Source organism: Ligilactobacillus ubinensis (genome assembly GCF_024160875.1).
Classification (GTDB): domain Bacteria; phylum Bacillota; class Bacilli; order Lactobacillales; family Lactobacillaceae; genus Ligilactobacillus; species Ligilactobacillus ubinensis.
Window position 1 is genome coordinate 128,335 of record NZ_JAIULA010000004.1, and the last position, 15,092, is coordinate 143,426.

The 15,092-nt window shown below is 33.8% G+C and carries 19 protein-coding genes and 1 other RNA gene; 5 read left to right on the plus strand and 15 right to left on the minus strand.

The window, feature by feature from the left end:
• Positions 1–8: 8 nt before the first annotated feature.
• On the minus strand, positions 9–590 hold the full coding sequence (rimI, locus tag LB941_RS03365; protein WP_253359471.1) for a ribosomal protein S18-alanine N-acetyltransferase: 582 nt from the start codon (positions 588–590) through the stop codon (positions 9–11).
• Entirely contained in the window at positions 562–1,293 is a 732-nt protein-coding gene (gene tsaB, locus LB941_RS03370; protein ID WP_253359474.1) for a tRNA (adenosine(37)-N6)-threonylcarbamoyltransferase complex dimerization subunit type 1 TsaB, read from the minus strand. The genes rimI and tsaB overlap by 29 nt, the downstream gene beginning before the upstream one ends.
• Positions 1,294–1,472: 179 nt before the next feature.
• On the opposite strand from tsaB, the gene LB941_RS03375 reads away from it, so the two are divergent.
• The gene (locus LB941_RS03375) at positions 1,473–2,447 is read left to right on the plus strand and encodes an asparaginase (protein WP_253359476.1); all 975 of its coding nucleotides are present in this window, start codon (positions 1,473–1,475) and stop codon (positions 2,445–2,447) included.
• A gap of 93 nt (positions 2,448–2,540) precedes the next feature.
• On the opposite strand, the gene LB941_RS03380 is transcribed toward LB941_RS03375, so the two are convergent.
• The 13 genes from LB941_RS03380 to LB941_RS03440 form a co-directional block, all read right to left on the minus strand.
• Entirely contained in the window at positions 2,541–3,269 is a 729-nt protein-coding gene (locus LB941_RS03380) for an acyl-[acyl-carrier-protein] thioesterase (RefSeq protein WP_253359478.1), read from the minus strand.
• Positions 3,270–3,280: 11 nt separating this feature from the next.
• Positions 3,281–4,171, minus strand: a complete 891-nt coding sequence (rsmI, locus tag LB941_RS03385; protein WP_253359480.1) for a 16S rRNA (cytidine(1402)-2'-O)-methyltransferase — start codon at positions 4,169–4,171, stop codon at positions 3,281–3,283.
• Positions 4,172–4,504 carry a DNA replication initiation control protein YabA gene (locus LB941_RS03390; RefSeq protein WP_253359482.1) on the minus strand — a complete coding sequence of 111 codons (333 nt, stop codon included), beginning with the start codon at positions 4,502–4,504 and terminating at the stop codon, positions 4,172–4,174.
• A gap of 15 nt (positions 4,505–4,519) precedes the next feature.
• On the minus strand, positions 4,520–5,515 hold the full coding sequence (gene holB / locus LB941_RS03395; protein ID WP_253359483.1) for a DNA polymerase III subunit delta': 996 nt from the start codon (positions 5,513–5,515) through the stop codon (positions 4,520–4,522).
• A 9-nt stretch (positions 5,516–5,524) separates the two neighbouring features.
• The gene (gene darA / locus LB941_RS03400; protein ID WP_253359484.1) at positions 5,525–5,854 is read right to left on the minus strand and encodes a cyclic di-AMP receptor DarA; all 330 of its coding nucleotides are present in this window, start codon (positions 5,852–5,854) and stop codon (positions 5,525–5,527) included.
• A 24-nt stretch (positions 5,855–5,878) separates the two neighbouring features.
• On the minus strand, positions 5,879–6,532 hold the full coding sequence (tmk, locus tag LB941_RS03405) for a dTMP kinase (protein WP_253359485.1): 654 nt from the start codon (positions 6,530–6,532) through the stop codon (positions 5,879–5,881).
• 180 nt (positions 6,533–6,712) lie between these two features.
• Positions 6,713–6,961 carry a YaaL family protein gene (locus LB941_RS03410; RefSeq protein WP_253359486.1) on the minus strand — a complete coding sequence of 83 codons (249 nt, stop codon included), beginning with the start codon at positions 6,959–6,961 and terminating at the stop codon, positions 6,713–6,715.
• 17 nt (positions 6,962–6,978) lie between these two features.
• The gene (gene recR / locus LB941_RS03415; protein ID WP_253359487.1) at positions 6,979–7,578 is read right to left on the minus strand and encodes a recombination mediator RecR; all 600 of its coding nucleotides are present in this window, start codon (positions 7,576–7,578) and stop codon (positions 6,979–6,981) included.
• Positions 7,579–7,604: 26 nt separating this feature from the next.
• On the minus strand, positions 7,605–7,919 hold the full coding sequence (locus LB941_RS03420) for a YbaB/EbfC family nucleoid-associated protein (RefSeq protein WP_253359488.1): 315 nt from the start codon (positions 7,917–7,919) through the stop codon (positions 7,605–7,607).
• 30 nt (positions 7,920–7,949) lie between these two features.
• Positions 7,950–9,704 (minus strand): DNA polymerase III subunit gamma/tau, encoded by a 1,755-nt coding sequence (gene dnaX, locus LB941_RS03425; RefSeq protein ID WP_253359490.1) that lies wholly within the window; start codon positions 9,702–9,704, stop codon positions 7,950–7,952.
• A gap of 71 nt (positions 9,705–9,775) precedes the next feature.
• Positions 9,776–9,862: signal recognition particle sRNA small type (gene ffs / locus LB941_RS03430), an RNA gene on the minus strand.
• Positions 9,863–9,928: 66 nt separating this feature from the next.
• Complete coding sequence (gene tadA / locus LB941_RS03435) at positions 9,929–10,402, minus strand: tRNA adenosine(34) deaminase TadA (protein WP_253359492.1); 474 nt, start codon at positions 10,400–10,402, stop codon at positions 9,929–9,931.
• A gap of 3 nt (positions 10,403–10,405) precedes the next feature.
• Complete coding sequence (locus LB941_RS03440; RefSeq protein WP_253359494.1) at positions 10,406–11,011, minus strand: class I SAM-dependent methyltransferase; 606 nt, start codon at positions 11,009–11,011, stop codon at positions 10,406–10,408.
• A 221-nt stretch (positions 11,012–11,232) separates the two neighbouring features.
• Here LB941_RS03440 and nrdH point away from each other — a divergent pair, with 221 nt between their 5' ends.
• Genes nrdH through nrdF form a run of 4 tightly spaced genes read left to right on the plus strand, consistent with a single transcriptional unit; the run spans position 11,233 to position 14,997 of the window.
• Positions 11,233–11,463 carry a glutaredoxin-like protein NrdH gene (gene nrdH / locus LB941_RS03445; protein WP_253359496.1) on the plus strand — a complete coding sequence of 77 codons (231 nt, stop codon included), beginning with the start codon at positions 11,233–11,235 and terminating at the stop codon, positions 11,461–11,463.
• Between the two features lie 17 nt (positions 11,464–11,480).
• Positions 11,481–11,861: a class Ib ribonucleoside-diphosphate reductase assembly flavoprotein NrdI gene (gene nrdI / locus LB941_RS03450; protein WP_253359497.1), complete on the plus strand. Its 381-nt coding sequence runs from the start codon at positions 11,481–11,483 to the stop codon at positions 11,859–11,861.
• Positions 11,842–14,013 (plus strand): class 1b ribonucleoside-diphosphate reductase subunit alpha, encoded by a 2,172-nt coding sequence (gene nrdE, locus LB941_RS03455; RefSeq protein WP_253359498.1) that lies wholly within the window; start codon positions 11,842–11,844, stop codon positions 14,011–14,013. The genes nrdI and nrdE overlap by 20 nt, the downstream gene beginning before the upstream one ends.
• Before the next feature lie 12 nt (positions 14,014–14,025).
• A complete protein-coding gene (nrdF, locus tag LB941_RS03460; RefSeq protein ID WP_253359499.1) occupies positions 14,026–14,997 on the plus strand; it encodes a class 1b ribonucleoside-diphosphate reductase subunit beta in 972 nt (323 codons plus the stop codon).
• The last annotated feature ends 95 nt before the right edge of the window (positions 14,998–15,092 follow it).

Genomic DNA, 15,092 nt, shown 5'->3' on the forward strand with positions numbered 1-15,092 from the left:
TCAACATACTACCTTTCTTTAGCATTTTCAAAACTCAAACTCATTACTAATGCATCTTCATTCTCATCTGTATAGTAATTTTGTTTACTGCTTAATATTTTAAATCCTAAGTCTCTATACAACTTTTTAGCATTTTCGTTTTTTTCACGAACCTCTAGCGCAATTCCTTTACATTTTTGTTCATAAGCTTTTTCAATCATTACTTTTAAGAGTTTACGACCTAAGCCTTTTTTTTGATGATTAGGTGCTACAGCTACATTCGTTATGTGTGCTATATTATTAGTTCGCCGAAAATCTATTCCCGCAAAAGCAACAAGTTCATCATTGTAGCGTGCAACCAAATACAATGTTGAACGTCGTTTATTAATTTCATTTTTAAAATTATCAAAATCCCATGGCATTTTACCTGCATAAACAGAACGTTCAATTGCTAGTATCTCCGGAATATCTGGTACAATTGCCCGACAAATCAAGTAGCTCATACCTTCAACATTATCAGTACGATTATTAAATTCAATTACAGATGTATCAGATCCATATAGTAATTTATTTAGCTTCACTTTAAATTTTCTTAACATAGGACTCATCATACTTTTTCCCTTCGGGATTATTTTGTAGCCATTGCGTTTCAGCTTGTGTTAGTCGTAAATATCTCGGTACAAAATCAGATATCTGTACTGGTTTCATCTGTCTACCTAATTGAGTTAAAACAAAGCCGCTTGGATAAGCAAATTGTTCTGGTGCTATACTATATTTTTTCATTGTTAATTCTACTTGAAAAATTTTACTAAACTTATTACTGTCTATTCCTATAAAAATTATACGTTCTCTTCTTTTTGCCAATTTTTGACAAAGTTCTTGAATAGACAAATGTTGTTCCTCTAAAATAACCTGCAGTTCATCTTTTTGCCACTTATACACAGCTGCAAAAACATTTTCTCTACGAGCATCAAATAATGGTACTAATAAAGCGTCAGTCTGTGGATAGGCATTTGCTAAAATTGCTAAACTAGATACGCCTACTAATTCCTTTTGTATCGTAAACGCTAATGTTTTGGCAGTTGTGACCCCAATTCGCAATCCGGTATATGAGCCTGGTCCTTGAGCCACTACTACCCTATCAATATCTTTGATTTCTAATTGTGCTGCTTTTAATACTTCTTTTATTGTTGGCATTAAAGTAACACTATGGTTTTTAGTCACACAAGTTGTGACTTCAGCAAGCAACTTATTATCTTCAGCTACAGCCACACTTAGTGGCTGGTTTGATGTGTCTATTGCTAATAATTTCATCAATAACTTCCTCTATTATTAAATAGTAAAATTCCATTCATTATATTAACACAATTATGTTTGAGTTTACACTCATAAAAAGTAAAAATTAGCAAAGTTTTGTTTCATTTATAATCGACACTGCCTCTTTTTTTGCGTATAATTTATACCAATACTAGCTAATAATTGGAGGGTCTACTATGAAAAAAATTTTAGTTTTGCATACGGGTGGGACAATTGCAATGTCAGAAAATGAAAATGGTGCTATATCACCAGGAAGCAAAAATCCCCTTAACGAATTTAATAATCTTTTTTCTGATCAAATCAAATTAATAGTTGAAAATCCATTTAATCTACCCTCGCCACATGTTACACCTAAAGAAATGTTACTATTGCAAAAAAGAATTTCACAAGCTGCTACGGAAGGCTTTTTTGGTGCAGTCATTACACATGGCACAGATACACTTGAAGAAACAGCTTATTTTTTAGATTTGACTATTACAAGTGATATTCCAGTTGTTATAACTGGGGCCATGCGTTCTGCTAATGAAATAGGTTCAGATGGTTTACACAATTTTCAGACAGCTGTTCAAACAGCTGCTAGTGATGAAGCCGTCGGCAAAGGTGTTCTCGTCGTAATGAACGATGAAATTCACACTGCTCGCTATGTTACTAAAACACATACGACTAATGTTGCAACATTTAGAACGCCAACTTTTGGACCAATTGGCTTAATCTTCAAACATAATGTTCGTTTCTTTGAACAACTGTTACGCCATACTGCTTTACCCATTGATCATGTAGTTAATCACGTATTTTTAATTAAGGCATACGCTGGTATGGATAACGAACTACTGGACTTTGTAGCTCAAGAATCTACTCGCGGTGTTGTTATAGAGGCTCTTGGCGCTGGTAATTTACCTCCGTATATATTGCCTAGTTTAAAAAAAATCCTTGACTTAAATATTCCTGTCGTCTTAGTATCTCGCTGTTTTAATGGCGTGGCTCAAGATGTCTATGATTATGAAGGTGGGGGTATCCAGTTAAAGAAAATTGGCGTTACCTTTTGCCACGGATTAAATGGGCAAAAAGCTCGGATTAAACTACTCGTTGGCTTAAGCGCCGGTTTAACGGGAACTGCTTTAAAACATTTTGTGAGTGATGCTGTCAGCTAATTAACCCTTAAATAAATTGCAGCATATTGTAAACCAATAAAATAGACTCCTAATCTATTTTATTGAGTTCCAATATGCTGCTTTTTCATTATTTTAATTATTTGTCCATAAACATTCGGCGACACAATTAGGATTATCATCAACTCTAATTTTGTGGTATGTATTTACACCATCTACTTGTGCCTCACTAATAGCTGTTTGACCATAATAAATTTCTTGTTTGTATTGAATGTTCATGTGTTTCAGTGTATGTGTCTTTAAAAAATCTGCTCCCAAAGAATCCAACATCCAGTCAAAATAATGAACGTTATTAACATGTTGATTTGCATCAATATCCATAAAACGCACTTTGTATTCTTGCTTTTTATCTGGTACAGTTGGTCCCTTAGGCAATGGCAAGCGTTCAATTTTCTTAGTATATTCTGCTTCAAAGGGCTCAATCAACTCTGGTTGCATTCGTGTAATTTTTCTTTTTGTTTGATCCATTAAAACAAAAACACTATGCATTTTAGCTAATTCTTTACCATTTTCATCATAAACCCAAAAATTACGGTAACAAAAAAAAGGATTATAGTTTTCTGCTTTAGTTGTAATCTTAACAATTTCATTTGCCTTAGGTAAACGCGTAATATCTACTATATGTTGCGTAACTACCCAGCCTAGACCATAACTTTGAACCTTTTCATTGGTAACCCCAACTGAAGCACTATGATCTTCAGAAATCAGCATCATCATATCAACTAATTTTCCAATCCCTACACATCCAGTAATTTCTGTGTCATAATATACAATTCTCTGTGACTCACTAAACTCTTGAACCATTTTTTCACACCCTAGTCTATTTGATGATATTTATTATATACTTCTTGCTTTTTCAAAGCATTTCTTTTAGCAATTTCTTTAATTGCAATATTAGGTTTCATCGCTTCATGTTCTATTAAGTATTCAACCTGTGCCTTTAAGCTTAGTTTTGCTAATTCATCTTTTTCACTAGTGTCATCCTTACAATTGGAATTTCCCGAAACCAAAACGACAAATTCACCGCGAATTTCTGCCGTCTCACTCCACAAACACAGTTCTGCCATATTTCCACGAATGAATTCCTCATACCTTTTTGTTAGTTCCCGGCATAATACCACTTCACGCTCTTCTCCAAAAACATTTTTCATTGCTACTAATGTTTTCTTTAGCCTATGTGGTGACTCGTAAAAAATTAAAGTTACCGTTTGTTTATTCAATTGTTGTAACTCATCTTTTTGATCTTTTATTTTGCGAGGTAAGAATCCATAAAATAAAAAGGGTTGTGGTACTAATCCCGATGCAATTAGCGCTGTTAATGCTGCATTAGCCCCTGGCAACGGGATAACGGGTATCTGCTTTTTAACACACGCTACGACTAGTTCGTGTCCTGGGTCACTAATTGATGGCATCCCTGCATCACTAACTTGAGCAATATCTTTTCCATTTTGCAGATACTCTAATAATCGCGGAATTCTTTCTTGTGTATTATGCTCATGAAAACTAATCTGTGGTGTCTTTATTTCAAAATAATTTAATAGTTTTGCCGTATTGCGTGTATCTTCAGCCGCAATAAGTTCAACCGATTGTAATATTTCAATTGCTCTGGTTGTCATATCACCCAAATTTCCAATGGGTGTTGGCACTAAATAAAGATGGCCTAGATTACTATCATTTTGAAAACTACTTACTTGTGTATATGACATTTAATGGCGTTCCCCGTAAATCACTCCTTGACAAAATATACATGGTTCATCATTAACTCTGCGTGAACCATACATATCATTGCAGACATGAAATCCTTCCCGATATAATTTCTCTAAATTTTGGCGTGATTTTGATAAACCAGGTTCTTCTTTACTGTTCTTTTGTTCTAATTCTTGTAGTCGCTCACGCAAATGTTGATTCTCAATTTCTAATTCTGCATTTTTTTCAATTATTTGGGTTAGTTCCTTTTTTATCTTTCCCAACATAACAGAAATATCCTGTGTCTGAGCTTCTGTTTTATCAAGACTATCATAAATTTCACGTTTATCCACAAAATCACCTCTTTATTATCTACTATGATAACAATCACAAAGCTTCAATGTTAATGACTCTAAAATATTTTGAAATGAAACATTTACCGCCATTTGTTGCCAAGTCTCCAAGCCTATCTCTAGACCTTTCACTAAATTTTCAACTGTAATATCTTGGGTTTTTCTTATTAGTTCATCCTGATACATAACATACGCAATTTCTTGCTTTCTATCATAATAGACTAACATCGTATCCCGTATAATTAAAATTATCATCTGCAATAGTTGCTCTTGTTGCTTTTTTCCTTCAATACAAGGTATTAACTTGGTTTGTATATTTACAAATGCACGTAAGTCATTTTTCAAAACTAACTCATACCATTCAAAAACAAATTGTATCATTTGATTAAAATTAGCATCATTTGCCATGTTTTGCGCTTCTTCAACGTTTTCAGTCAAATATACTAATAAACACGCTTTTGCATGCGAAATACCTTGTTCTGTAAATTCTTCTATTAATTGTGATTTTGTTAATGAATGTAATTCAATTAACTGACACCGAGAAATCACTGTTGGTAAAATCTTATTAACATGACTTGTTAATAAGAAAATGGTAATTTGTCCACTAGGTTCTTCTAAAAATTTCAATAAGCTATTAGCTGCACTTATCGTCATCTTGTCTACATCTTCAACAATAAAGAATCGCTGTCTACCTTCGACACCACTTTTACTAAATTCCGATTTTAAATAACGTATTTGTTCAACTTTAATTGACTGACTATCTGGCTTAATAAACATAACATCTGGATGATTATTATTTGCTATTCGTCTACACTCTGCACATTTTAAACAAGGTCTTCCATTTTGCCTATTTTCACAAAAAAAATCTTTTGCTACCCACTGTGCCAACTGAACTTTTCCAATTCCTGTTGCACCTGCAAATATATATGCATGAGCTAGTTGTTTATTACATACTAGTTTTGAAAAATGTTGTGTTAATCGCGCCTGCATATCTGTAATTTTTTGCTCCATAATAGCTTCCTAAAAGTGATAGAAACTATCTATTGGTAATATGAACACGGTTGCTCCACCAACTTGAACTTCAATCGGATAAGTATGGGTTACTTCCATTGGTGAATCTAGATTAATTGGTGGTGTCATAAATTGTTCTCTTTTTTGCGAAGATTTTTTAATGATTTCTAGCGTTTCATCCAATCTTGCTTCATCAATCCCAATTAAGAAAGTCGTATTACCTGCGCGTAAAAAGCCTCCTGTAGTAGACAATTTAGTTGCACGAATATCTGCATCAATTAAACTGTTACTTAAGCGGGTACTATCCTTGTCTTGAACTATTGCTACAATTAACTTCATTTTTACTTCCTCCAATTACCGCTGTTAGTTTTCAACTGGGAAAAAATGTGGTATTCGTTGTTCTAATACCGCAATCACATCATCTGTTACTTTGGTTAATGATTGACTGGCATCAATTCTAACTATTCGATGTTTATTAGCAGCTACTAAACTTAGATATGCCTGATGAATATCTTCATAAAACTTCATATTCTCTTGATCTAAACGATTCACTTCATCTGTACGACTAGTCGCAATTCGCTCTAATCCTATTTTAGGATTGACATCAAAGAAAATAGTCAAATCCGGTTCAATTCCGTCGGTTACAAATTGGTTAAGTTTATCAATTTTTTGCATACCAATATTGCGGCCTTTGCCTTGATAAACTAATGAACTATCAACAAAACGATCACATAACACTAATTTATTCGCTTTTAATGCAGGAAGAATTGTTTCAACTAAATGTTGCCGTCTTGATGCTGCATATAATAATGCTTCTGTTTTTGCATCCATCTCCGTAAAGTCAACATTCAATATAACATCTCGAATTGCTTCTGCAATTCTATTCCCCCCTGGTTCACGTGTTAATATAAAGTTATCTTTATTACCATTTTCAGCTAATTTTTGAACAATTTTACGCAAAACACTTGTTTTACCTGAACCATCTGTTCCCTCAAAACTTAAAAAAAATCCATTCACTATGAAAACCTCACCAATTTATATTACTTTTATTGTACTTTTTATAAAGCAAATAATCTACACTTTTTCATTTTTAGTTACAAAGAACCATCAAATTAAAAAAGACTGGAAACATCTTCTTTTTTCACAGTCTCTTATATATCCATTCAATCCATAAGAATAATTGTCGCAAATATCTATTTACAGTTCATTTATTTTTATCACTGAAGCTTGTAATTTTCCTTTTATTTTACGCCGTCTGGCTTCACGAAATAAAAGTTGATATTTTGCTTTTTCAAATTCAACTTCAGCATCAATTTCCTCGCCTATACCATAGATAGATTGCTGTGTTTCACGCTTATTATCCCAACTTTGCTTTGCTCGATTAATATCTTCCAATAAAAGTTCATCATAAGTTCGTCGCATTTTTTGCTTGTTTTTACCAAACATTAAAGATTATCTCCTCTCTAGATTTCAGTCCTACCTTCAAGTGCCTTAAATAGTGTCATCTCATCTGCATATTCAATATCACTACCAACAGATAATCCATGTGCAAGGCGCGTTGTCTTTATCCCTGCAGGTTTAAGCAAACGTGAAATATACATTGCCGTAGCTTCTCCTTCTGGAGTTGCATTTGTTGCTAAAATTATTTCTTTGATTCCCTCATCATTTTGAAGACGTTTAACCAAACTTGTAATATTTAAATCATCTGGTCCTTTTCCTTCAATAGGTGATAATACACCATGTAAAACATGATATAACCCTTGGTACTCTCGCATTTTTTCCAGAGACATCACATCACGTGGCTGTTCTACAACGATTAATTTACTGCGATCCCGTGTTTTATCAGCACAGATAATACATGGATCACTTTCTGTTATATTTCCACAAATACTACAATAATGTAAATCACGCTTAGCCGAAATTAAAGATTTTGCAAAAGAAGTCACATCACTTTCGTCCATATCAATCGTATAAAAAGCCATTCTTGTTGCTGACTTCATACCTATCCCCGGTAATTTCATGTAGCTCTCGATTAATTTTGCAATTGGCTCTGGATATTGCATCGTCTAATACTCTTCTTTCTTCAGCTTTAGAAGCCTGGCATATTTCGGGAATATTTGCCCATTGTTTTTTGTGTTTGTGTTTCCAAGTTAGTCATTGCGTCATTTACAGCAGCAATAATTAAATCTTGCAACATATCCGCATCGTCTGGATCGATTGCCTCTTCTTTGATAGCAATGTCTGTCATTTTATGATCACCTGTAAATTTTACAACAACCGCATCATCTGGAGCATGCCCTTCAAATTCTGTTTTATTCAATTCCTCTTGATCTTTTTGCATATTTTTTTGTAGCTTTTGCATCTGTTTAACCATACCTTGCATATTTCCCATTCCACGCATCATTTTTATATCATCCTTTCGTTTTTAAAGCCTTTAATCTTCTTTAATTTCAATATTTTCAGCGCCAAAAATTTTTTTAGCTTCTTCGACAAGTGGCACTGTTACGTTATCTTTTGCTATCACTGGTTGCTCTACAATTTCTTGTTGCTCAGAAGTTTTGTCTTCACCTTGTCGCTGTTGATAAAACTCTTGCCGAATTTTTTGCCATTTTTCTTCAGGAACAAAAATCAATTCTGGTGCAGTTGCAATCAACCGACTAAGACCATTTTCAACAGCCTCTTTTAATTCAGTATCCATTTGTGCCCGTTGACATATAAAAGGAAAATCACTGACAAGAATAATTCCTGCTGCACTTGCAGCTGCGGGTTTAAACGATCGTAGCATCGCTCTTTGCGCTGGATTAAGCATATTAAGCAAATCGCCCCAAGCTTCCTTTAATTGTAACAAATTTTGCCGTGTAGCGTTATTCAAAAGCGTATAAATTTGCTCTAAATTAATTTTTAACTTGTCATTCTTCCCAGAACTTTTAGTTCCAACTTGCTTGGTATTCGCTTTTTTACTATTTCCTGATTGGATAACATTTGGCTGTTGCTTTAGTTTTTCAATTTGACCTTGTAATTCTTTAACCTGATTTACTAACTGCTTAATTACAGCATGATCACCACTAACTTGCTCTTGTGAAATATTTAAATTTTTTTGTTTAACTTGAGTTAGTTTGACAGTTAGTACTTCTAAATAGATTGATTCATGCGATGTAAACCGCATATTTTCTTGTTGTTCATTTAATAAGTCTATCATTTGATACAACGTCTGTGGTGATATCTGACTTGCAAAGTCTTTAAATTCAGAATCGCTGAACAATTCAATCTCATTTTGTTCAATTATTTTAGGGTCTTGTTGATACAACAATAAATCACGACAATAATTAATCAAATCTTCAACTAATCGCTTAGCATCTTTTCCTTCTTCTAAAATAGCATATAGCGTTTCTAAAGCTCCTGCGGTATCTTGTTTTAGTATTTGAGAAAAATATAAGGTTAATTTTTTTTGGGTAACACTCCCTGTAACTAATAAAGCATTGTCAACTGTTACTTCTCCATTATCCCCAAAAGATATTACCTGATCCAAAATACTTAGTGCATCTCTCATTCCACCTTCAGCTGCCTTAGAAATTACTTTTAATGCATTTTCTTCATAACTGATATCCTTTTGCTGTAAAATGTATTCCATGCGTTGCAATATGTTTTGTGCAGTTATTCGTTTAAAATCAAAGCGCTGTGTTCTAGAAATAATTGTTGCCGGAATTTTATGTGGCTCCGTTGTTGCTAAAATAAAGACAACATTTTCTGGAGGTTCTTCTAGAGTTTTTAGCAATGCATTAAAAGCACCTGTTGACAACATATGTACTTCATCAATAATATACACTTTGTAATCTGAATCTGTAGGAGCATACTTAACTTTATCGCGAATATCTCTTATTTCTTCCACACCATTATTTGAAGCTGCATCAATCTCAATAACATCATTCAATCGCCCAGTGGTTATTGCTTTACAAATATCACATTTATTACAAGGTTCTCCATTTTCTTGATGATGACAATTAAGTGCTTTTGCAAAAATCTTAGCAGCAGATGTCTTACCTGTTCCTCGTGGTCCAGTGAATAAATAAGCATGCGTTGTTTGTTGGGTCATCAATGCATTTTTCAAAGTTCTAGCAATCAGTTCCTGACCAACAAGTTCACTAAATTTTTGTGGACGCCATACACGATACAAAGCCTGATAACTCATAGAATACTCCCTTCTTTTGCAAATAATTAATAAAAAAACCCGATCCAATTACGATCGGGGCTAATAGTCATAATAACTTGAAGCACATGCCAATCCGAACTTAGTGCTGCTTTCTTCCGAACCTGACACGATTCGTAAGGTCAACATTGCTTCAAGGCCTTAACGGCACTATTAATGATACACGATATTACTAAAAATTGCTAGTATTTCCCGATATTTTTCTATTATTTATCTCGTTTTATTCGAATGGTTTGAAAAAAGTCTGTTAATAAAGCTACACACTGAGATCGACAAATTCCTTTTTCTACTATTGCTTGATGATTAAAACGTTTATCTGTTAATAAGTTTAGCAACGTTCCTGCTGCGCCCGCTTTAGAATCTGGTGCACCATAGTAAACTTCCGGTATTCGTGCATTAATGATAGCACCCGCACACATTGGACATGGCTCAAGAGTTACAAAAAGTTGTGTATCTTCAAGTCGCCAATTATGTAACCTCTTATTTGCGGCTTGAATTGCTATTATCTCCGCATGTTGCACCGCATCCTGGTTTTTTTCGCGTAAATTATACCCACGCGCAATTATTCTATTTTCAAAAACGATTACACAACCAATCGGAACTTCACCTAACGCAGCCGCTTTTTTTGCTTCCTCAATTGCACTTTGCATAAAAAACTCTTTTTGCTCATCTGTTAACATCTATTATTCCTTTGTGCTTTGCAAAATAAAATAACCTTTTTCTTTAGCAATAACGGTACAATTTCCAAAGACCTCTTCCATTTTTTTCTTCGCTGAAGGAGCACCTTGTTTCTTTTGTAACACTGCTATCAACATCCCATTTTCTCTTAAATGATCCTTTGCACCACTCAAAATGTTATGGACAACCTCTTTACCAGCACGAATAGGCGGATTTGTTATAATCACATTATAGTCACTTTGCTTAACTTCTTCATACTGATTAGATTCCCAGATATTACTGTTAGTAATTCCGTTATTTTGTGCATTACGTTTTGCTAAATCTAACGCTAACTCATTAACATCAATCATATCTACGACTGCAGTTGGAAACTTCTTTGCTAGGGCTAATCCAAGTGGACCGTAACCACATCCAACATCCAATAACTTTGCATCCTTAAAATCATACAATTCAATAGCATTCAATAAAACACATGAACCAAAATCAACACGTCGTTTAGAAAACACTCCATTATCTGTTATAAAGTGTAACTTATTGCCCAGTAATGTAAAATCCCATTTTTTTTCATCATGTTCTACATCTGGATTTTTTGTATAATAGTAATTGGTCATTTTTTAGTCTCACTTTCTTAAGTCAATTACTATGATACGGATAAATTTTCTTAAAATCAACTATAAATATCTTTTGCTTCTATATATATTTCGCACGATATTACCACTATATATTGGAATTGCACATCATATATACAACAATATATTGTGCTTTGGGCTTGAAAATAAAACAGAATGTTGTATACTTAAGTAACAAATTATATGAAGGGAAGTCGGCATACATGAGTCTTGAATTATATACCAAAAATAATTGTATCCAATGTAAAATGACAAAAAGCTTTTTAACACAACATCATATTTCTTTTGAAGAAAAAAATATCAACACTAATCCTGAATATATTGATTATCTTAAAGACAAGGGCTTTCATACTGTTCCTGTTCTTGAAGAAGATAATCAAGCTATTATTCGTGGTTTTCGTCCTGACTTACTAAAGAAAATTGTCGTTCAATAATGATTTAGGAGCAAAAAATGAAAATAGTTTATTTTAGTGTCACAGGTCAAACACGGCGCTTTATTAAAAAATTAGCAGCTGCTGATACTTACGAAATTGACCCTACAACTGATTTTGAAGAATTAAATGAACCTTTTGTTCTAATTACTCCAACTTATGAAGACAATATTACCGAACCTATACGTGATTTTTTAGATTATGGTTCAAATGCATCTAATTTAAAGGGAATTGTTGGCACAGGAAATCGAAATTTTGCGCAACTTTTTATTTTTACAGCGCGTGATCTTTCCCGTGATTATAACGTTCCCATTATTTATGCCTTTGAATTTAATGGCACACCTAAAGATGTCTCAAATTTTAAGAAAGCGGTGAAGAAACTTGAGTCTCAAAACAATTGATCCCAATGATGTCTCATATTACGATTTGAATAATGAAATAAATTTGCCCGTTAATGGTCAAATTCAATTGAAGAAAGATAAAGAAGCATTAGCTGCATTCTTAGACCAAAATGTTATTCCTAACACTAAAAAATTCACTTCTCTTAAAGAACGATTTACTTATTTAATTAATAATGATTATCTAGAAAAAGAATTTATCAATAAATATGACTTTTCTTTTATTGAGCATTTATATCAGCAACTTGAACAACATCATTTTGAATTTAAAACTTTTATGGCAGCTTATAAATTTTATGCCCAATATGCTTTAAAAACAAACGATGGGGCCTATTATTTAGAATCCTTCATTGATCGTGTAGCTATAAATGCCTTATTCTTTGCTGATGGCGATGAAAAACTAGCATTACAACTGGGAAATGAATTAATTAATCAAAGATATCAACCAGCTACACCTAGTTTTTTAAATGCAGGTCGGAAACGTCGCGGTGAACTAGTTTCGTGTTTTTTAATTCAAATGACTGATGATATGAACTCAATTGGTCGTGGAATTAACTCAGCACTTCAACTTTCAAGAATCGGTGGTGGCGTAGGTATAACTTTAAGCAATCTACGTGGTGCAGGAGCTCCTATTAAAAACATCCAAGGAGCTGCTTCTGGCGTCGTACCTGTTATGAAGCTATTGGAAGATAGCTTTTCTTATTCAAATCAATTAGGTCAGCGTCAAGGTGCTGGTGCTGTATATTTAAATGTCTTTCACCCTGATATTGAAGCTTTCTTGGCAACAAAACGTGAAAATGCTGATGAAAAGGTTCGTGTCAAAACACTATCGCTTGGTGTTGTTGTACCAGACAAGTACTATGAGTTAGTTGCTAAAGATGCGGAGATGTATCTTTTTGATCCATGGGGTGTTGAACGTTCATATGGCGTTCCATTTTCATATGTTGATATTACCAAGGAATATGACAATATGGTTTCCAATCCAGATATTCCTAAAAAGAAGATTAAAGCTCGTGAATTAGAAACTGAGATTAGTAAGTTACAGCAAGAATCTGGTTACCCTTATATTATTAATATTGATACCGCTAATGAGGCAAGCCCCATTGCTGGTAAGATTATCATGAGTAATCTATGCTCTGAAATTTTACAGGTTCAAAAGCCTTCCATTATTAACAACAAACAAGAATATACTGAATTAGGTACTGATATTAGCTGTAACTTAGGTTCAACCAATATCGTCAATTTAATGGCTTCCCCTGACTTTGGAAAATCTGTTGAATCAATGGTGCGCGCTCTAACCTTTGTAACTGATCATTCAAGTATTGATGTTGTTCCTTCAGTTCAAAATGGAAATGCACAAGCTCATACTATCGGATTAGGTGCAATGGGATTACATGCTTTTCTTGCCAAGAATCATATGTATTATGGTTCAAAAGAAGCACTAGAATTTACAAGCACTTATTTTATGCTATTAAATTATTGGACGTTAGTTGCTTCTAATAAAATAGCGCAAGAACGCCAAGAAACCTTTGTCGATTTTGATAAAAGTGACTATGCATCTGGCAAGTATTTCGAAAAATATCTTTCACAGGATTTCACACCAAAATCAGCTAAAATTAAGTCCATTTTTGAAGATGTTTTCGTCCCAACTCCAGCAGATTGGGATAAATTAAAACAAAACATTATACAAACTGGCCTTTACCATCAAAATCGATTAGCTGTTGCTCCAAATGGTTCTATTTCGTATATTAATGATACAACAGCTAGCCTGCATCCCATTATTAATAAAATTGAAGAAAGACAAGAACGAAAAATAGGTAAAATTTATTACCCGGCTCCTTACCTATCAAATGACACCATTCCTTATTACCAATCTGCTTATGATACTAGTATGATTAAAGTTATTGATACCTATGCAGCGGCACAGCAACATGTAGATCAGGGAATGAGTCTCACCTTATTTATGCGTTCTTCTATTCCAACCGGTCTTTATCCATGGAAAGAAAAGCATATTGATAAAATGACAACGAGAGATCTTTCCATTCTAAGAAATTACGCTCACAGCAAAGGAATTAAATCCATCTACTATATTCGCACTTTTACGGATGATAATAGTGAAGTCGGCGTTAACGAATGTGAAAGTTGTACGATTTAAGGAGAATTACGCATGGAAGAAAATTACACTGCAATAAATTGGAATAACATTGAAGATCAGATTGATAAAGCTACTTGGGAAAAATTAACAGAACAATTTTGGTTAGATACACGCATTCCTTTATCAAACGACTTAGCTGACTGGCGTTCTCTAACAGATGAAGACAGAGATATTGTAAGCAAAGTATTTGGTGGCTTAACCTTATTAGATACTCTCCAATCCCAAGATGGCATGTCATCATTAAAAAAAGATGTTCGTTCACAACACGAAAAAGCCGTTATGAATAATATCGAATTCATGGAATCTGTTCATGCTAAAAGTTATTCATCCATTTTTTCTACTTTAAATACACCAAGTGAAATAGATGATATTTTCACTTGGACGAATAACAATGAAGTTTTGCAATATAAAGCAAACAAAATAAATTCTATTTATCAAAACGGAAAGCCTCTCGAGAAAAAAGTTGCTTCTGTTTTCTTAGAAACATTTTTGTTTTATTCTGGTTTCTATACACCACTATATTGGTTAGGGCATAACAAATTAGCTAATGTGGCAGAAATTATTAAACTGATATTAAGAGATGAATCCGTCCATGGAACTTATATAGGCTACAAATTTCAACTTGGTTTCAATGAATTATCTGAGACTGAACAAGAAGACTTTAAAAACTGGGTATATGAATTACTTTATGACTTGTATGAAAACGAAGAAAAATATACCGCCCTTCTTTACGATAAGGTTGGTTGGACAGAGGATGTTCTAACTTTTCTTCGTTACAATGCTAACAAAGCTTTAATGAATCTCGGCTTTGATCCATTGTTCCCAGATAATGCAGACGATGTAAATCCAGTCGTAATGAATGGTATTTCCACTTCAACTTCAAATCATGATTTCTTCTCTCAGGTTGGTAATGGCTATTTATTAGGAAATGTAGAAGCTATGAGTGATAACGATTATCTTTTCCATTTTGATGATGAAAACTAATCATTTATATTCTTAAATATCATGACCACCCGTCAAACGGGTGGTTTGCTCCAGGGCTATAAGCCCTATGTACTTGCCAGCGTCTCAAGGCGCTG